The organism is Delftia sp. PX-1, assembly GCF_055797465.1.
Genome location: NZ_CP184763.1, coordinates 3,712,929 through 3,728,578 on the forward strand (window position 1 = coordinate 3,712,929; position 15,650 = coordinate 3,728,578).

The window sequence follows — 15,650 nt, forward strand, 5'->3', positions numbered from 1 at the left end:
GCCGGTTTTTTCATGCCGACATCGGCGGAAAACCGCAGGCGAAAAAAAACCGGCCCAAAGAGCCGGTTTTCTTGGAATTGGACGCTATCAGTAGCGACCGCCGCCGTGGCCGCCATTGCCATAGCCGACGTCGGCACGCTTGCCTGCATAGCCTTGCGGGCTGTAGCCACCCGAGCTGCGGCCTTCTTCGCGAGGACGCGCCAGGTTCACGACAATCGAGCGTCCGTCCACGGACATGCCGTGCAGGCCGGTGATGGCGGCCTGGGCGACTTCGGCAGAAGCCATCTCCACAAAACCGAAGCCCTTGGAGCGGCCGGTTTCGCGGTCCATCATGACCTTGGCGGAAGCCACGCTGCCGAATTCGGCGAAGTTGCTTTCCAGGCTGGAGTCGGTCACGGAGTAGGGCAGATTGCCCACGTAGATTTTGGTGGTCATAGGAAAACCTCTTTGCTTAGATGTGCGCAAACGGGCGCACCGTTGGAATGCAGGCGGAGGACTGTGCAATCCGCCGCAGGAAATGGATAGGGGTTCGCAGCAAGCGGGCCATCAGCACGCAGGCGGGTGCTGCATGCAGGTCTGAAGCCAGCCTTGGGTGACGGCAAACAGCCGTGCCGCTTCGCTGGAGGCGAATGCCTTGTCGAAACGGAATACGCGGCAGTAGCTGCCGTTGCCCTGGGAGCGATGGACCGAGAAGGAGGCGCGGAAGCGGCCGCAGTCGGTCGGGTGTGTCGAGGGCGAGACGACGTACTTGCCCATGGGAATGCCGGTGTTTGAAATGTGGTTCAGTCAGGTTCGCAGCCTTGAAAAGGCCTGCGTGAGCATCTAGGAACTCGGTTGGCTGCAGCTCTACAGACCAACTGGGCGACAAAGGTCGCGAAACACATCCTGCAGGAAGCGGCTGGCAAGCCGTTGCTCGGGAGATGTGGTTGCCGACTCAGGTACTGGGTACGGGTCTCGACAACGGTGCTGACTATATCCTGTTGAATATTTAAACGCAACTTAATATTCTTTTTAATTGTAAAAACCTGCCTGACAGCTGTTGTTTTGTTATGTTATAACGTCACAATTCTGATGTGGCGCAACATCGCCAACCGTTTTCTGGAACAGGAAATCACCATGCCCACCCCTTTGACCGCCAACCAGCAACGGGTGCTCGACGCCCTGCGCCAGGCCGGTGCACCGCGCACGGCCTATGCACTGCTCGACCAGCTGCGTGACCACGGGCTGAGCGCCCCCACGCAGGTCTACCGCGCGCTGGACAAGCTGGCCGAGCAGGGCGTGGTCCACCGCCTGGAGTCGTTGAACGCCTATGTGTGCTGCTCGCACCCGGATGAGGGCAGCCATGACTTCTCGGCCTTTGCGATCTGCGACAGCTGCGGGCAGGTGGACGAGTTTGTCGACGACGCGCTCAACCGCTGCCTGGGCAGCTGGGCGCACGGCCATGCGTTCGCGCTGGCCCATTCGAACATCGAACTGCATGGCAAGTGCTCTGCCTGCACTGCGGTGCACGCCTGAGGCCCTGCCTGCCGCACGCGGCTGCAGTGCCAGCAGCGTGCTCCCTTTCCCTGCTTGAGAGATTCCATGATGCATACCGTAGCGCCGGTTCAGCCGCCGCATGCCCGATTGCCGGTGACCGTACTGTCGGGCTTTCTGGGCGCGGGCAAGACCACCTTGCTCAACCACATCCTGCACAACCGCGAAGGTCGGCGCGTGGCCGTCATCGTCAACGACATGTCCGAGGTCAACATCGACGCTGCCCTGGTGCGTGATGGCGGGGCCGACCTGTCGCGCACCGACGAAAAACTGGTGGAGATGAGCAACGGCTGCATCTGCTGCACGCTGCGCGAGGACCTGCTGGTGGAGGTGGCGCGGCTGGCGGGCGAGGGCCGCTTCGACCAGCTGGTCATCGAGTCCACGGGCATCTCCGAGCCGCTGCCGGTGGCCGAGACCTTCACCTTCGCGGGCGAGGACGGACGCAGCCTGGGCGATGTGGCGCGGCTGGACACCATGGTGACCGTGGTCGATGCCTTCAACTTCCTGCACGACTATGGCTCGCGTGACAGCCTGCGCTCGCGCGGCGAATCGCTGGGCGAGGAGGACCGCCGCACCGTGGTCGATCTGCTGATCGAGCAGGTGGAGTTCTGCGATGTGATCGTGCTCAACAAGATCGACCTGGTCACCGACGAGGACTGCAGCCGGCTCATGGCCATCCTGCGCGGGCTCAACCCGCGTGCCATGCTGGAGATCGCGTCCTTCGGCCAGCTGCCGCTGGATCGCGTGCTCGATACGGGGCTGTTCGATTTCGAGGAGGCTTCCAGGGCGCCGGGCTGGCTGCAGCAGTTGCGTGGCACGCACCAGCCCGAGACCGAGGCCTATGGCGTTGCCAGCTTTGTCTACCGCGCCCGCCGCCCCTTTCATCCCCGGCGCTTCTTCGGCCTGGTGCAAAGCGAATGGCCCGGAGTGGTGCGCTCCAAGGGATTTTTCTGGCTGGCCAGCCATCCGGCGCTGGCCGGCTCCTGGTCGCAGGCCGGCGCCGTGGCCCGCCATGGGCCTGCCGGCCACTGGTGGGCCGCCGTGGAGGCCGAGCGCTGGCCGCGCGACCCCGAAAGCGTGCAGCGCATCCTGGACAAATGGGTCGATGGCGTGGGCGACGCGCGCCAGGAACTGGTGCTGATCGGCATGGGCATGGACGAGGACGCGCTGCGCGCCCGCCTGGACGAGTGCCTGCTGACCGATGCAGAAATGGCCCTGGGCCCGCAGGCCTGGGTGCAATGGGACAACCCGTTTCCCGACTGGAATTGAACGAATACCGCGCCGCCCTCGCGGGCGTGGCCCCTGGAGCCCCGAATGCTTGCACCTCTTCCCGATGTTTCCCTGACCGATCCCGCGCCCAGCCTCAGCCCGCTGCAATGGGTGGGCATGCAGGGCATAGACCTGCCCGTGACCGTGGCCGAGCCCGGCTACTGGCGCGAGCTGCATGCGCGCGCCGATGTGCAGGTCGATCTTCCTGCGGCCCATGTCAAGGGCATACACATGTCCCGGCTGTACCGGCAACTGGACAGCCTGGCCGAGGAATCCGCGCTGTCTGCCCTGGCGCTGCGCCATGCGCTGCAGGCCATGATCGACAGCCACCTGGACTGCCAAAGCCGCAGCGCCCGGCTGCGCCTGTCGCTGGACCTGCTGACCCAGCGGCCCGCCCTGGTCACCCACGATCTGTCGGGCTGGAAGTCCTATCCCGTGCGCCTGGACGCCACGCTGGCGCAGGGCGTGTTCCAGCTGCGGCTGCAGGTGGGCGTGGGCTATTCCTCGACCTGCCCCTGCTCGGCGGCACTGTCGCGCCAGTTGCTGGAGCAGGGATTTTTGCAGGCCTTTGCGGGCGAGCCGCTGGTGGAGCCGGACCAGGTGGCTTCCTGGCTGCGCCGGCACGGCACGCTGGCCACGGCACACAGCCAGCGCAGCGAGGCCCAGGTCAGCGTGGACCTGGCCTGTGATGCGCCCGACCTGGGCATCCTGCCCCTGATCGCCCGCGTGGAGCAGGCGCTGGGCACGCCCGTGCAGACCGCCGTCAAGCGCGCCGACGAGCAGGCCTTTGCCGCGCTCAACGGCCGCAACCTGATGTTTGTCGAGGATGCGGCGCGCCGCATACAGGCCGCGCTGGAAGGCAGCTACGCCCAGCCGCGCGTGCATGTGCGCCACATGGAGAGCCTGCATCCGCACGATGCCGTGTCCTGGGCATGACCGGCGAGCCGGCCCCCGTTTGTCTACAACCCAAGGAGTTTTCCATGCAAGTGCTCTCGTCCCTCAAGGAAGCCAAGCTGCGCCATCGAGACTGCCAGGTGGTGCGCCGCCGCGGCCGCATCTACGTCATCTGCAAGAGCAACCCGCGCTTCAAGGCCCGCCAGGGCGGCGCAAAGAACAGGCGCAAGGGATGATCCGCAAGAACCCGCGCGGCGACCTGCCGCGCATCCATGCCAGCGCCTTCGTGGACCCCACGGCCATCCTGTGCGGACTGGTGATCGTGGAGGAGAACGTCTTCATCGGCCCCTATGCGGTGATCCGTGCCGACGAGATGGATGCGGACGGCCACATCGACCCCATCGTGATCGGTGCCCACTCCAACATCCAGGACGGGGTGGTGATCCACTCCAAGTCGGGCGCGCGCGTCAGCGTGGGGCAGCACACCTCGATCGCCCATCGCGCCATCGTCCACGGACCCTGCACCGTGGGCAATGGCGTGTTCATCGGCTTCAACAGCGTGCTGTTCAACTGCGTGGTCGATGACGGCTGCGTGGTGCGCTACAACGCCGTGGTCGATGGATGCCACCTGCCGCCAGGCTTTTATGTGCCGTCCACCGCGCGCATAGGCCCGGAGACCGACCTGTCCACGCTGGCCCAGGTGCCCGCCGACGCCAGCGATTTCTCCGAGGACGTGGTCCGCACCAACAACGAACTGGTGCGCGGCTACAAGGCCATCCACAATGAGTTCTGACCGGCCGGGAGGGCTGCATGTCCGATTCCGCTGACCTCAAGAACCTGGGGCTGAAGGCCACGCTGGCGCGACTGTGGGTGCTGGACATCTTTCGCCACGGGGACCAGCGGCATCTGGCGGCGGAGGAGGTCTATCGCCAGCTGCATGACCAGGGCCGGGGCACCAGCCTGGCCACGGTCTACCGCGTGCTGGCGCAGCTGGAGCAGGCCGGGCTGCTGCGGCACCAGCGCTTTGCGGCGGGCAAGGCGGTCTATGAACTCGATGACGGCGAGCACCATGACCACCTGATCTGCACACGCTGCGGCCTGGTGCAGGAGTTCCACGATGCGGTGATCGAGCAGCGCCAGAAGCTGCTGGCGCGCTCGCATGGCTTTGCCATCGTGGAGCACTCCCACATCCTCTACGGGCGCTGCGTCAAGCCCGACTGCGAGCGGCTGGCGGGCCGGCAGGCACCTACCGCTCCTTGAGGCTGCGCTGCGCACGCTCGCAGATGCGGCGCGTGGCGGGCACGGGCGATTCCTGGAGCCATTGCGCACACAGGGCGCGCACCCAGTCAGGCCGGCTCTTGGCCGCGTCGTTGAGCCAGTTGGCCACCGAGTCCTGCACATAGGGCGAGGCATCGGCGCGCAGCCGCTGCAAAAGGGGCAGGGCGATCTCCGGCTGCTGCTTGAGCGCCGCGATATGGCTGCACCAGACGCCGCGCGGCCGCAGGGCCTCGCTGGCGAAGCGGCGCAGGCGGTCGGAGGGCCGCCTTGTCCACCGGGACAACTCGGCCACAGCCTGCGGCAGATCGCTGGCCAGATGCGGGCGCACGCCCATCCACGACCATTCGCGCACGCCGAAATGCGGGTCATCGGCCAGCGGCTGCACCAGCTCCAGGCGTTGGCTCAGGGTCAGGCCCGGCTGCGCACCGGCCATGAAGCAGGCCCAGCCGCGCACCGTGTCAGAGCGGTGCGTGAGGCAGCGCTGCCAGCCGGCCTGGCCCAGCGCCTGCCACAGCAGGCCGCCAATGCACTCCATGCGCTTGAGAATGCCAAGCTGGCCCAGCGCCTGCGCCGTGTCCTCCAGTTGCGGCCACGCGTCGGGAAAGACGGCCTGCAGCAGCCGGGCCTGGTCCACGGCCAGGCTTTCGGTCAGCGTGGCGGTCTCGATCTCGCCCAGGGACAGGGCCTGCAGCAGTTCGGGAGTGATATCGACCTTGCGGTTGGCGCCCTTGCGCCGGGGGGCGGGCGCCTTCATGCGCTGGCCTCCAAGCCTGCGGCGGCCTTGGCCAGCAGCTTTCCCAACTGGCCGCGTTCGGCGGGCGACAGGTTGGAAAACAGGCCGGCGATCCATTGGCTGTGCCGGGCAAACAGCTTGCGCGCCAGCTGGCGGCCCTTGGCGGTGAGCTGCACGCGCAGCGCGCGGCGGTCGGCCGGGTCGGGCAGGCGCTCGGCCAGGGCCTCGCGTTCCAGGCCGTCCAGCAGGCCGGTCACGGTGGCGCGGGTGATGCCGGCCTGCTCGGCCAGGTGGTTGGGGGCCAGCCCTTCGCTGGCGGATTCCAGCAGGAACAGCAGCACGAAGCGCCCTTCGGACAGGCCATGGGGCGCCAGCAGCGCGGCGCAGTCACGGTCGATGCGCGCAGCCAGGGACAGGGTCTGGAAGCACAGCCGCATGCTGTCCACGTCGTCCAGCTTGCGGCGCTCGGCCTCGGCCAGCAGGGCCTGGTATTTCTGTTCGAGTTGCATGTGGCAAGCATACAGTATGGTGGCTAACCATGTGCGCCCGCCTTGGCCGTTGCCGGCATCCGGGCTCCGTGGCTGCGCTTTTTGCGCAGCCGGCGCAGGCCGATGACCACGCCCGTGGCGCTCATCAGCAGGCCGCCCAGGCTGAAGGCCAGCAGCAGCGCATCCCACAGCGGCCGGCGCTGCAGCAGCGGCAGCCAGTCCCAGCTGTGCAGCATGGCGAACAGCCAGCGCTTGAGGCGCTGGATGCCGTCCAGCCGGCCCAGCACCTGGCCCGTGTGCGGGTCGATGTGCACCCAGCTGGCCGCGGCATCGCCAAAGACCACGCGCAGAACGGGCAGGGGCTTGTCATGGCCGCCCATCATGGTGTGCTCGGCGCGCTCGTACCAGTACAGGTCGTGCGCGGTCAGCCATTCACTGCGCAGCACGGGTGCGTCGATCAGCACGGCCGCGCGGTCCAGCAGGGCCTCGCGCGAATGGGCTGCGGGCGCGGCGCTGGCGCTGTCCAGCACCAGGGGCGTGCCGGCTGCGGGCTGGGCCAGCACCTCGGTGCGGCCTGCGGTGCGCAGCCAGCGCAGTTCGCGCACGGGACCGCCCGCCGCGGCGATCAGCGACTGCGGCGTGGCGTCGTCCCCGGTCAGGCGCAGCGGGCCCTGTTGCCACCGGGCCATGTGCAGTGGCGGCGTGCCCGTGTCGAACAGGCGCCAGGGGTTCATGGACATCAGGCCGCTGAAGATCCAGGCCAGCGTGGTCAGCGCGAACAGCAGGCCCGCCACATGGTGCCAGCGCATGGCGCGGCCCGGGTAGGGCGTGCGCAGGCCGCTGCGGTAGGGCTGCCTGAACCGCCAGCGCATCACCCCGACCACGGTGCCGGTGATGGCCACGGCAATGCCGACCAGCGACAGCACGTTGACGATGTCGGCCCAGGCGCCATCAAAGGCATTGCCCCGGAACATGTACAGCCAGTGCAGCCAGGCGCCCAGGTAGTTCCAGCCGCGCTCGGTGCGCGTGGCATCGCGCACCACCTCGGCCGTCGTGCCGGAGATGTACAGCAGCGTGCCATCTGCATCGTCAAGCTGCACGCGGTGCAGGGGGCGGTGGATGTCCAGCGCGCGCGAGTGGCTGAAGGCATCCTCATCCACCGTGCCCAGGTAGTGCAGGCCCGTGCCGTCCCCCGCGAAGGCGCGGGCACTGGCCAGGGCCTGCGCCTGGCTGGTGGCGGGCAGCACCTGGCCGCTGGCCGCATCGATGGCCACGGGCTGGCGCCGCCCCTCGGGCGTGACCAGGTAGCTGGCACGGCCGGCGCTGCCGGCATGCAGGCGCAGGTCCTTGAGCGGGCCGTCGATGCCGGCCGCGCGCAGCGCCTCGGCGGGCGCGAGCAGGGCGGCGTTGCCATTGAGCGCCGGCAGGTGGCGCAGCCGCTCGGCCTGCGTGAGCTTGGGGTAGCCCACGTACATCATCACCATGCCCGAGACAAACCACAGCGCAAAGAACAGGCACAGGGCAATGCCCAGCCAGCGGTGCAGCAGGAACAGCCAGCGTTTGAGGTGAAGGCGCATGGTGCGTCTCCTGCTCAGAAGGCCACGCGCAGCGAAATGTCTGCCGTGCGCGGCGCGCCCAGGTAGGCCATGGTGCTGGTCAGGCTGGCGGCGTAGACGCGGTCCGTGGCATTGCGCAGCCGTGCAACCACGGTCATGCGCGGGTCGATGCGGTAGCTCAGGCCCAGGTCCAGCAGGGTGTAGGCGGGCCAGGACAGCGTGTTGGCCGCATCGGCATAGATGCCTCCCACGCGGCGCAGCCCGGCGTTGACCTCCAGCGCCGGCGTGATGCGGTAGCTGGTCCAGAGGTTGAGCACGCTGGCGGGCGTGTTCGTGGGTCGCTTGCCCGCCAGGGATACGCCGCCTTGCTGGTAGTTGTCATAGCGTGCGTCCACATGGCTCCAGTTGCCCTGGATGGACCATCGCGGCGTGGGCGCCAGGCCCATGGACAGCTCCACCCCGCGCGAGGACTGCTGGCCCACCAGCACCGTGCGCGTGCTGTCCTGCGGGTCCTGGGTGGAGATGTTGCGGCGCGTGATGCGATAGACCGCCAGCGCCGCCGTTCCCTTGCCCTGCCAGAACGACAGCTTGCTGCCCGCCTCCACCTGGCGGCCCGTGGTCAGCCCGGTGTTGTTGATGGCGTCGGCAAACGAGGCGCCCATCAGCATGCCCGACGGCGGATCGGCCGCCGTGGAGAACTGCGCGTAGAGATTGGCCTCGGGCGTGGCATCCCAGACCAGGCCCATGCGCCCGGTCGTCGGGCTATAGCTGCGGCTGTAGCTTGCGGGCAGCGCGGGCGTCACATCGCGCCGGTTGGTCAGGTCCACCTCGATGCGTTCATGGCGCAGCGCCGTCAGCAGGTGCAGGGCAGGAGTGAGGGCCGTGCGGTTTTCCAGGTAGAGCGCGGTGGTGGTGACCTTGTTGTCGCGGTCGGGCCTGAAGCCGGGCGCCATGCCGGGAATGTCGTAGAAGTTCTCTGTCGTGAAATCGTAGGGATTGACCGTGCTCACCGTGCCCGACAGGCTGTTCGGAAAGCGTGTCTGCCGGTTCACGCTCACATCCAGCCCAAAAGCCCATTCGCTGCGCCGGCCGGCCAGCTCGCCCAGGTAGCTGCCTTCGATGCGGTCACCCACCATGCGCTGGTCATGGCGCTGGAGCAGCGCCGCCGAGCGCACCACCGCGGTGTTGTCGGGCGTGAAGCGGTAGGTCTCCACGTTGCGGTAGTCGCGCAGCGCGTCATAGGCGTAGAAGGTGTTGCTCAGCTTGAGCCGGTCGCTGGCCCGCCATTCGGTGATGGAGCGCAGCCACTGCACGCGCTGGGCATACAGGCCGTCGGCGCTGTTGTAGTTCTTGCCTAGGGTCGCCTCGTCAATGCGCGCCTGGCCGCGCAGCGGGTTGAGCAGCGGCGTGCCCCAGTAGGGGCGGTCCACGCGCTCATGCTGGGCCTCGTAGGCCAGGGTGTGCGTCAGGCCGCCACCCAGGTCGGACAGCAGCGAGGTCGCCAGCTGCGTGGAGCGCGACTGCGTGCCGCCCACCCAGCTGCCGGCGTCGCGGTGGTTGAGGTCCAGGCGCAGGTAATGGGTCGTGCCCTGGCTGTCAGTGGCATCGCCCAGGCGGCGGTTCAGCCCGACGGAGGCTTCCTTCAGCCCGTAGCTGCCCAGGCGCAGCTGGCCTTCGGTGAAGCTGTCGCGCTGGGCCAGCTTGGTGATGTAGTTCAGCGTGCCGCCCACGCCGCCTGCGCCATAGAGAAAGCCGGAGGCGCCGCCCACGGCCTCCACCCGGTCGTAGATCCAGCTGTCCACGGGCCGGGCCGCAATGGAGTACTGCAGGTTGATGCCGTTGAACAGCTGGCTGACCGACCCCGTGCCGAAGCCCCGGTAGCTGATGCCGATGTTGCCGGGCGGGCTGTAGGCCGTGACGCCCGGAATGGAGCGCAGGATCTCCTGCGTGTCCTGGGCGCCACGCGCCTCGATGGCTGTGCGGTCCACGATGTGCACCGAGGCCGGCGTCTCGCGCGCCGTCAGGCCCAGGCGGCTGGCCGTGCCCACGGTCTTGTTCAGCGGCAGCAGGCCGTTGGCGTCGGCCGTGGCCTGGTCAGAGACCTCGACGGGAGCCAGCGGGATATCGGCCTGTGCCTGCGCTTGCGCTTGCACGCCAGGCGTCCAGGCCGTGCCCAGCGCGCAGCACAGCGCTACGGCCAGGGGATGGGGGCGAAAAAAGGTTGCAGGCAGGCGCAGCGGCGCTGCCATCGCGGGGAAGGGGAGGGAATTCACGAACTGACTCCGGGTCTTGCGCCGCGCATGCGGCGCAGGCGGGCCGGGCGCGCATCAGCAGGCCCGGCGGCGATTCAAGAGAACACGGCAGTCAGCGGAGGAGGGCCGCGCGCCGGCAGCGGCGCGCGTGTGACGGAGGCAATGTGCGCCGCCACCAGCGGCAGCAGCGCGTGGGCCAGCGGCTGCTGGTGGGGCACGGCCATCTGCGGCAGGGCCGGCGGCGGTGCGCCAGCGGGCAGGCACATGGGGCAGTCAAGCTGGTGGTGGCCCATGCCCGGGGCTGCGCTGTCGCCCAGCGCCACCAGCTTGACGTCGCCGCTGGCCGTGCAGACCAGCTCGAAACCCTGGGGATGGACCAGGGGCGAAGCCACGGCAACGCCCAGCGTCACGGCAAACCAGGCCAATATCAGCCGGGTGAGCCAGAACGAGGAGCGAAGCGCTTGCATGGGCCGTGATTATGGCTTGGCGGGCGCGGGCGTGAACAGGCTGCCGCCCAGCTTGACGCCGGCCTTCAGGCCGCGCTTGGCGAACCAGCCCTGGTTCATCTCCAGCACATAGCGCACGGGCTTGGCCGAGCAGTGCGAGTCCTCGGTCATGGGCTTCATGTCTGCCAGGTTCACGATGGTGCCGTCATCGGCCACGAAGGCGGCGGTCAGCGGCAGCAGGGTGTTGCGCATCCAGAAGCACTGCACGGCAGGCACCTCGAAGACGAAGATCATGCCCTCCTGCTGGGGCATGTCCTGGCGGAACATCAGGCCGATGGCGCGCTCGCGGTCCGAGGCGGCCACCTGGACATCGATGCGGTGGATTCCGGCCGTCAACTCCACGCGGCGCAGGTTCATCTGGGGGCTGCCCTGGGGCTGTGCGCCTGCCGATACGGCGGCGCCGGCCAGGCAGGCGGCCATGAGCAACCGCTGCAGCGCGCGGCGGGAAAGGGATGTGTGGAGGGGTGTCGAAGGCTTCGTCATCTTGCACATTCTGTCGCAGGGGGCGCGTGGCCGGACGCAAAAATCGGCCTGGCCGGGCCATCATGGCCGGGCGGGCGGCAAAAAGCCCGCAGTGCATTGCTGACTTGCGGGCTTTTTTTGAGGGGATGCCAGCGGGCATCCCGGCGCCTGGATCAGGCCACGGCCTTGTGTGCCTTCTTGGTGGAACGCTTGGCGTGCTTCTTGCCGGAATGCTTGCCGCTCTTGGCGACCTTGGCCTTCTTGGCTGTGTGAGCGGGAGCAGCTGCGGAAGCGGCCGTGGGAGCCGACATCGGCGTTTCGGGTGCTGCGGCGGCCTGTGCGAAGGCGCCTGCGGCAAACGAACCGGCGACCAGGACAGCGAGGAGTTTTTTCATATATGCCATTTCCTAGAAAAGCGGTAGAAGCCAAGTTGAACCAGACAGCGGTGCGAAATTGTTGATGCACCGCAGATGTTCAACGCACTGACTGTATCGCCGTTGACAGGAAGGCGGCCCGATTGTCGTTAGAATTTTCTGCACCAAATTTGTGCCCATTCCGGGCATTCACTCTTGCCTCGTGCACCAGCCAACGGAGACCCGTCCCCATGAACCGCTTCCAGCACATCCAGGTGCCGGCCGAGGGCCAGAAGATCACTGTCAACGCCGACATGTCGTTGAACGTGCCAGACCAGCCCATCATTCCTTTCATCGAAGGCGACGGCACCGGCGTGGACATCACGCCCGTGATGATCAAGGTGGTGGATGCCGCCGTGGCCAGGGCCTATGGCGGCAAGCGCAAGATCCAGTGGATGGAGGTCTTCGCGGGCGAGAAATCCACGCGCATCTACGGCCCCGATGTCTGGCTGCCCGAGGAAACCATGCAGGCCCTGCGCGAGTACGTGGTCTCCATCAAGGGCCCGCTGACCACGCCCGTGGGCGGCGGCATCCGCTCGCTGAACGTGGCGCTGCGCCAGGAGCTGGACCTCTACGTCTGCCTGCGCCCCGTGCAGTATTTCAAGGGCGTGCCCTCGCCGCTGAAGGAGCCCGAGAAGACCAACATGGTCATCTTCCGCGAGAACTCCGAGGACATCTACGCGGGCATCGAGTACGAGGCCCGCAGCGACAACGCCAAGAAGCTCATCGACTTCCTGGTCAAGGAAATGGGTGTCAAGAAGATCCGCTTCCCCGAGACCTCGGGCATCGGCGTCAAGCCCGTGTCCATCGAGGGCACGGAGCGCCTGGTGCGCAAGGCCATCCAGTACGCCATCGACAATGACAAGCCCAGCGTGACCCTGGTCCACAAGGGCAACATCATGAAGTTCACCGAAGGGGGCTTCCGCGACTGGGGCTACGCGCTGGCCGCGCGCGAGTTCGGCGCCCAGCCCATCGACGGCGGACCCTGGCTCAAGTTCAAGAACCCGCGCACGGGCCGCGACATCGTCATCAAGGACTCGATTGCCGACGCCTTCCTGCAGCAGATCCTGCTGCGCCCGGCCGAGTACTCGGTGGTGGCCACGCTCAACCTCAACGGCGACTACATCTCGGACGCGCTGGCGGCCCAGGTCGGCGGCATCGGCATTGCGCCCGGCGCCAACATGTCCGACTCCGTGGCCTGCTTCGAGGCCACGCACGGCACGGCCCCCAAGTACGCGGGCAAGGACTATGTGAACCCGGGCTCCGAAATCCTCTCGGCCGAGATGATGCTGCGCCACATGGGCTGGCGCGAGGCGGCCGACCTGGTCATCAGCGCGCTGGAAAAGGCCATCCAGAGCAAGCAGGTGACCTACGACTTCGCCCGCCTGATGGACGGCGCCACCCAGGTGTCATGCTCCGGCTTTGGCGAGGTGATGATCTCCAAGATGGATTGACGGGAGCCCGCGCTCCATGAAAAAACCGCGCCAGGGCGCGGTTTTTCTTTGACGGGCGTTGACGGGTCAGCTCTTGGGCAGCGCACAGCCATCGGGCCCGCAATCCTCGCCTCGGGGCGCGGTCTGCTCGCCGGCGGTGATGGCCGCCACCTGCTGCACCCACTCGCCCAGCTGCGTTGCCCATCCCTGTGCATCTCCCAGCCAGGGACCGATGTCGATGCGCTGGATGGCGCGCTGGCCCGGCTGCTCGGCCTCGGGGTGGTCGAACTCCAGCGCGAAGGTCGGGAAACCCTGGCCCTGTGCCAGGTTCAGCCATTCGCGCGCCTGGGTGATATGCGCCTGGGTGGCAGCGCCGGACAAGCGCTGGAAGGCCTGGGCAAAGGCCTCGCCGTCCAGTCCCAGGTCACGGGCCAGTTCCTGCAGCACGGCGGGGTCGCTGATGCGGCGGCCTTCCACGTAGTGGGCCTGCTGCTGGCGCGCCAGCATGTCCAGGCCCCGGCCCGCCAGTTCCTCCGCGGCCAGCAGGGCCGTGGTGGGCGGCTCGGAGTCCAGCACGGCGCCCAGGTCGTTGAGCAGGCCGTCGAAGTAGGCAGGGCCGAACGGCTGGCCCGTCATCTCGGCAATGCGCTGGTCGTGCGGCATCACATGGCCGCGCCAGTCGGCCGTGATGGTGCGGGTGTGGGCGCCCGTGAGCATGCCGCCGCCATGCCATTGCAGCGTGACGCCGGGCACGCTGCGCGCGGCCTTGACCAGGGGCGCGGCGGCATAGCACCAGCCGCACAGCGGGTCAAAGATGTAGTGAAGGACAAAGGGCGGCTGCGCGGTCGTGGTCATGGCAGGAGCGGGCTGTGATGAAGGCGCCCACTGTAGCGGCTATTGGCTTGCCCGTGACGGGACAGGGCCGCAGGCAGAATGGGCGACTGCCGCCGTGCAGCCACCGTGCTGCCATCGTCGATCCCGTCTGCATTGCCATGCGCCTCAAGTCCACGCCGCCTCCGTCCGATCCGTCCGACCCGTCCGCTTCCTCTGCACCGGCCGCCGAGCCCAGCGTCCAGTCCGTCGCCCGGCGCGGCATGCTGGGTTTTCTGCTGTTCTGGCTGCTGGTCATGGGAGTGCTGTACTGGGCCATGCAGATGTACCTGAAGCCGGCCGGCGTCAAGGTCCAGGCCGATGGCACGGTGGCCATTGCGCGTGACCGTGACGGGCATTTCCGCGTGGAAGGGGCCGTCAACGGGCAGCCCGTGCTGTTCCTGGTGGACACGGGCGCCAGCATGGTCGGCGTGACCGAGCCGCTGGCCGAGCGCGCAGGCCTGGACGGCGGCGAGCCGGTTCGCTTTCGCACCGCCAATGGCGAGCGCGACGGCCGCATGGTGGTGGCCGATCAGGTGCGCGTGGCCTCCCTGGTGGTCAGCGGCCTGCGCGTGGGTACGGGCTATACGGGCAGCACGGACAGGGATGCGCTGCTGGGCCAGAACTTCCTGCGCCAGTTCGATGTGGAAATACGCGGCGACCGCATGCTGATCCATCCGCGCGGCAGCGGGTCTTCGCCCAAGCAGTAAGCAACCAACTAACTAAGTAAGTAAGGGAGAGGGACATGACAAACAACGGCTTTCGCACCGACAGGCGCAGATGGCTGCAGACGGGCGCAGGCCTGGCGGCGCTGGGCTGCACGGCCTGCGCCAGCGTGGGGCAGGGCGGTGCCTTTTCCACCGGCACTGGCACCGGCCTGGCCGAGGACCTGGGCGAACGCCTGGACCAGGGCGTGCAGAGCGGAGAACTGGCGAACCTGCACGCCGTCGTCGTGATGCGCCACGGCCGGCTGGCGCTGGAGCGCTATTTCGAGGGTGAGGACGAACGCTGGGGCGAGCCGCTGGGCAAGGTGGCCTTCAACGCCGACTCCCTGCACGATGTGCGCTCGGTCAGCAAGAGCATCGTCGGCCTGCTGTACGGCATGGCCTTGGCCGAGGGCAAGGTGCCCGCGCTGGACACGCCCCTTGTCCAGGCTTTTCCCGCCTACGGCGATCTGGCGGCCGATGGGCGCCGGCGCGCCATCCTCATCTCCCATGCCCTGGGCATGACCATGGGCCTGCAATGGGACGAGGACCTTCCGTATTCCGACCCGCGCAACAGCGAAATCGCCATGGAGCGCAGCAGCGACCGCTACCGCTACGTGCTGGAACAGCCCATCGTCGCCCCGCCCGGCGAACGCTGGTGCTACAGCGGCGGGGCGACGGCCCTGCTGGGCCACCTGATCGCGCAGGGCAGCGGCATGCCCCTGTTGGACTATGCGCGGCACAAGCTGTTTGCTCCGCTGGGCATCGACAAGGCCGAGTGGACGCCTGGCACCAACGGCGAGGCGGCCGCCGCCTCCGGCCTGCGCCTGCGGGCGCGCGATCTGGCCCGCATCGGCCAGCTGGTGCTGCAGCAGGGTGAATGGCAGGGACGGGCGCTGGTGCCCCGGCATTGGATTGTGCAATCCATTCAGCCGCGCGTGGACGCCTGGCCCGGCCTGCGCTACGGCCACCACTGGTACGTGGGGCAGACCCGCGCCGGCCTGGCGTACTACATGGCCATCGGCCTGGGCGGGCAGCGGCTGGTGGTCGTGCCCCAGCATTCGCTGGTGTATGCCGTCTTCATGGGCAACTACGACAGCCCCCAGCAGGTGCAGCGCGTGGCGGCCGTGCAGGGCCTGGTCGCCGCTGCCTTGCGGTGACTGCCTTGCCCTGACAGCCGTGCGCGGGCACGGCGGGCGTGCGAGAATCCCCGCTTCCAAGGTCGGCCGCATGCCCGGCTCGCGCAAGCAGGGCGCGAA

Annotated in this window: 19 protein-coding genes; 9 read left to right on the forward strand and 10 right to left on the reverse strand. The window is 67.9% G+C overall.

Features of this window, described 5'->3' with window-relative positions:
• Nucleotides 1-87: 87 nt before the first annotated feature.
• Nucleotides 88-435, reverse strand: a complete 348-nt coding sequence (locus ACN20X_RS17045; RefSeq protein ID WP_016445960.1) for an RNA recognition motif domain-containing protein — start codon at nt 433-435, stop codon at nt 88-90.
• A gap of 111 nt (nt 436-546) precedes the next feature.
• Nucleotides 547-756, reverse strand: coding sequence for a hypothetical protein (locus tag ACN20X_RS17050; RefSeq protein ID WP_016445961.1), 210 nt, complete (start codon nt 754-756; stop codon nt 547-549).
• Between the two features lie 315 nt (nt 757-1,071).
• Between ACN20X_RS17050 and ACN20X_RS17055 the strand changes: the two genes are divergently transcribed.
• The 6 genes from ACN20X_RS17055 to fur all read left to right on the forward strand — a co-directional run bounded on the left by ACN20X_RS17055 (nt 1,072) and on the right by fur (nt 4,956).
• Nucleotides 1,072-1,515, forward strand: coding sequence for a Fur family transcriptional regulator (locus ACN20X_RS17055; RefSeq protein ID WP_016454630.1), 444 nt, complete (start codon nt 1,072-1,074; stop codon nt 1,513-1,515).
• Nucleotides 1,516-1,581: 66 nt separating this feature from the next.
• Nucleotides 1,582-2,802: a zinc metallochaperone GTPase ZigA gene (gene zigA, locus ACN20X_RS17060; protein WP_016454631.1), complete on the forward strand. Its 1,221-nt coding sequence runs from the start codon at nt 1,582-1,584 to the stop codon at nt 2,800-2,802.
• A 45-nt stretch (nt 2,803-2,847) separates the two neighbouring features.
• Nucleotides 2,848-3,738, forward strand: coding sequence for a GTP cyclohydrolase FolE2 (gene folE2 / locus ACN20X_RS17065; RefSeq protein WP_016445964.1), 891 nt, complete (start codon nt 2,848-2,850; stop codon nt 3,736-3,738).
• 44 nt (nt 3,739-3,782) lie between these two features.
• Nucleotides 3,783-3,932 carry a type B 50S ribosomal protein L36 gene (gene ykgO / locus ACN20X_RS17070; RefSeq protein ID WP_013802515.1) on the forward strand — a complete coding sequence of 50 codons (150 nt, stop codon included), beginning with the start codon at nt 3,783-3,785 and terminating at the stop codon, nt 3,930-3,932.
• The gene (locus tag ACN20X_RS17075) at nt 3,929-4,489 is read left to right on the forward strand and encodes a gamma carbonic anhydrase family protein (protein WP_016445965.1); all 561 of its coding nucleotides are present in this window, start codon (nt 3,929-3,931) and stop codon (nt 4,487-4,489) included. Before ykgO ends, ACN20X_RS17075 begins: the two co-directional genes overlap by 4 nt.
• 17 nt (nt 4,490-4,506) lie before the next feature.
• Complete coding sequence (gene fur / locus ACN20X_RS17080; protein ID WP_016454632.1) at nt 4,507-4,956, forward strand: ferric iron uptake transcriptional regulator; 450 nt, start codon at nt 4,507-4,509, stop codon at nt 4,954-4,956.
• Here fur and ACN20X_RS17085 read toward each other — a convergent pair.
• The 7 genes from ACN20X_RS17085 to ACN20X_RS17115 form a co-directional block, all read right to left on the reverse strand.
• Entirely contained in the window at nt 4,943-5,728 is a 786-nt protein-coding gene (locus ACN20X_RS17085; RefSeq protein WP_017405060.1) for a DNA alkylation repair protein, read from the reverse strand. The two genes, fur and ACN20X_RS17085, sit on opposite strands and share 14 nt — an antisense overlap.
• On the reverse strand, nt 5,725-6,216 hold the full coding sequence (locus ACN20X_RS17090; protein ID WP_016445968.1) for a MarR family winged helix-turn-helix transcriptional regulator: 492 nt from the start codon (nt 6,214-6,216) through the stop codon (nt 5,725-5,727). Before ACN20X_RS17090 ends, ACN20X_RS17085 begins: the two co-directional genes overlap by 4 nt.
• 23 nt (nt 6,217-6,239) lie before the next feature.
• Entirely contained in the window at nt 6,240-7,772 is a 1,533-nt protein-coding gene (locus ACN20X_RS17095; protein WP_473209641.1) for a PepSY domain-containing protein, read from the reverse strand.
• Between the two features lie 14 nt (nt 7,773-7,786).
• Nucleotides 7,787-10,000 carry a TonB-dependent receptor gene (locus tag ACN20X_RS17100; RefSeq protein ID WP_473210817.1) on the reverse strand — a complete coding sequence of 738 codons (2,214 nt, stop codon included), beginning with the start codon at nt 9,998-10,000 and terminating at the stop codon, nt 7,787-7,789.
• A 98-nt stretch (nt 10,001-10,098) separates the two neighbouring features.
• On the reverse strand, nt 10,099-10,470 hold the full coding sequence (locus ACN20X_RS17105) for a DUF2946 family protein (protein ID WP_013802509.1): 372 nt from the start codon (nt 10,468-10,470) through the stop codon (nt 10,099-10,101).
• Nucleotides 10,471-10,479: 9 nt separating this feature from the next.
• Nucleotides 10,480-10,929 (reverse strand): DUF192 domain-containing protein, encoded by a 450-nt coding sequence (locus ACN20X_RS17110; protein WP_473210818.1) that lies wholly within the window; start codon nt 10,927-10,929, stop codon nt 10,480-10,482.
• Between the two features lie 215 nt (nt 10,930-11,144).
• Nucleotides 11,145-11,366 (reverse strand): hypothetical protein, encoded by a 222-nt coding sequence (locus ACN20X_RS17115; RefSeq protein WP_016445972.1) that lies wholly within the window; start codon nt 11,364-11,366, stop codon nt 11,145-11,147.
• Between the two features lie 209 nt (nt 11,367-11,575).
• Here ACN20X_RS17115 and icd point away from each other — a divergent pair, with 209 nt between their 5' ends.
• Complete coding sequence (gene icd, locus ACN20X_RS17120) at nt 11,576-12,838, forward strand: NADP-dependent isocitrate dehydrogenase (protein ID WP_012205489.1); 1,263 nt, start codon at nt 11,576-11,578, stop codon at nt 12,836-12,838.
• Nucleotides 12,839-12,904: 66 nt separating this feature from the next.
• On the opposite strand, the gene ACN20X_RS17125 is transcribed toward icd, so the two are convergent.
• Nucleotides 12,905-13,672 carry a DsbA family protein gene (locus ACN20X_RS17125; protein ID WP_473209642.1) on the reverse strand — a complete coding sequence of 256 codons (768 nt, stop codon included), beginning with the start codon at nt 13,670-13,672 and terminating at the stop codon, nt 12,905-12,907.
• A gap of 137 nt (nt 13,673-13,809) precedes the next feature.
• Here ACN20X_RS17125 and ACN20X_RS17130 point away from each other — a divergent pair, with 137 nt between their 5' ends.
• Together ACN20X_RS17130 and ACN20X_RS17135 are read left to right on the forward strand one after the other, a co-directional pair.
• On the forward strand, nt 13,810-14,397 hold the full coding sequence (locus tag ACN20X_RS17130; protein ID WP_277848477.1) for a retropepsin-like aspartic protease family protein: 588 nt from the start codon (nt 13,810-13,812) through the stop codon (nt 14,395-14,397).
• Nucleotides 14,398-14,432: 35 nt separating this feature from the next.
• Nucleotides 14,433-15,551, forward strand: a complete 1,119-nt coding sequence (locus ACN20X_RS17135; RefSeq protein ID WP_473209643.1) for a serine hydrolase domain-containing protein — start codon at nt 14,433-14,435, stop codon at nt 15,549-15,551.
• Nucleotides 15,552-15,650 lie beyond the last annotated feature (99 nt).

What these genes read in the sequence shown, in the direction of transcription:
- icd (WP_012205489.1), top strand. Translation starts at nt 11,576, where the DNA reads ATGAACCGCTTCCAGCACATCCAGGTGCCGGCCGAGGGCCAGAAGATC.
- ACN20X_RS17045 (WP_016445960.1), bottom strand. Translation starts at nt 435, where the DNA reads ATGACCACCAAAATCTACGTGGGCAATCTGCCCTACTCCGTGACCGAC.
- ACN20X_RS17130 (WP_277848477.1), top strand. Translation starts at nt 13,810, where the DNA reads ATGCGCCTCAAGTCCACGCCGCCTCCGTCCGATCCGTCCGACCCGTCC.
- ACN20X_RS17100 (WP_473210817.1), bottom strand. Translation starts at nt 10,000, where the DNA reads ATGGCAGCGCCGCTGCGCCTGCCTGCAACCTTTTTTCGCCCCCATCCC.
- ACN20X_RS17105 (WP_013802509.1), bottom strand. Translation starts at nt 10,470, where the DNA reads ATGCAAGCGCTTCGCTCCTCGTTCTGGCTCACCCGGCTGATATTGGCC.
- ACN20X_RS17110 (WP_473210818.1), bottom strand. Translation starts at nt 10,929, where the DNA reads ATGGCCGCCTGCCTGGCCGGCGCCGCCGTATCGGCAGGCGCACAGCCC.
- ACN20X_RS17135 (WP_473209643.1), top strand. Translation starts at nt 14,433, where the DNA reads ATGACAAACAACGGCTTTCGCACCGACAGGCGCAGATGGCTGCAGACG.
- ACN20X_RS17085 (WP_017405060.1), bottom strand. Translation starts at nt 5,728, where the DNA reads ATGAAGGCGCCCGCCCCCCGGCGCAAGGGCGCCAACCGCAAGGTCGAT.
- ACN20X_RS17075 (WP_016445965.1), top strand. Translation starts at nt 3,929, where the DNA reads ATGATCCGCAAGAACCCGCGCGGCGACCTGCCGCGCATCCATGCCAGC.
- ACN20X_RS17125 (WP_473209642.1), bottom strand. Translation starts at nt 13,672, where the DNA reads ATGACCACGACCGCGCAGCCGCCCTTTGTCCTTCACTACATCTTTGAC.
- fur (WP_016454632.1), top strand. Translation starts at nt 4,507, where the DNA reads ATGTCCGATTCCGCTGACCTCAAGAACCTGGGGCTGAAGGCCACGCTG.
- zigA (WP_016454631.1), top strand. Translation starts at nt 1,582, where the DNA reads ATGATGCATACCGTAGCGCCGGTTCAGCCGCCGCATGCCCGATTGCCG.
- ACN20X_RS17050 (WP_016445961.1), bottom strand. Translation starts at nt 756, where the DNA reads ATGGGCAAGTACGTCGTCTCGCCCTCGACACACCCGACCGACTGCGGC.
- ACN20X_RS17095 (WP_473209641.1), bottom strand. Translation starts at nt 7,772, where the DNA reads ATGCGCCTTCACCTCAAACGCTGGCTGTTCCTGCTGCACCGCTGGCTG.
- ACN20X_RS17090 (WP_016445968.1), bottom strand. Translation starts at nt 6,216, where the DNA reads ATGCAACTCGAACAGAAATACCAGGCCCTGCTGGCCGAGGCCGAGCGC.
- ACN20X_RS17055 (WP_016454630.1), top strand. Translation starts at nt 1,072, where the DNA reads ATGTGGCGCAACATCGCCAACCGTTTTCTGGAACAGGAAATCACCATG.
- ykgO (WP_013802515.1), top strand. Translation starts at nt 3,783, where the DNA reads ATGCAAGTGCTCTCGTCCCTCAAGGAAGCCAAGCTGCGCCATCGAGAC.
- folE2 (WP_016445964.1), top strand. Translation starts at nt 2,848, where the DNA reads ATGCTTGCACCTCTTCCCGATGTTTCCCTGACCGATCCCGCGCCCAGC.
- ACN20X_RS17115 (WP_016445972.1), bottom strand. Translation starts at nt 11,366, where the DNA reads ATGAAAAAACTCCTCGCTGTCCTGGTCGCCGGTTCGTTTGCCGCAGGC.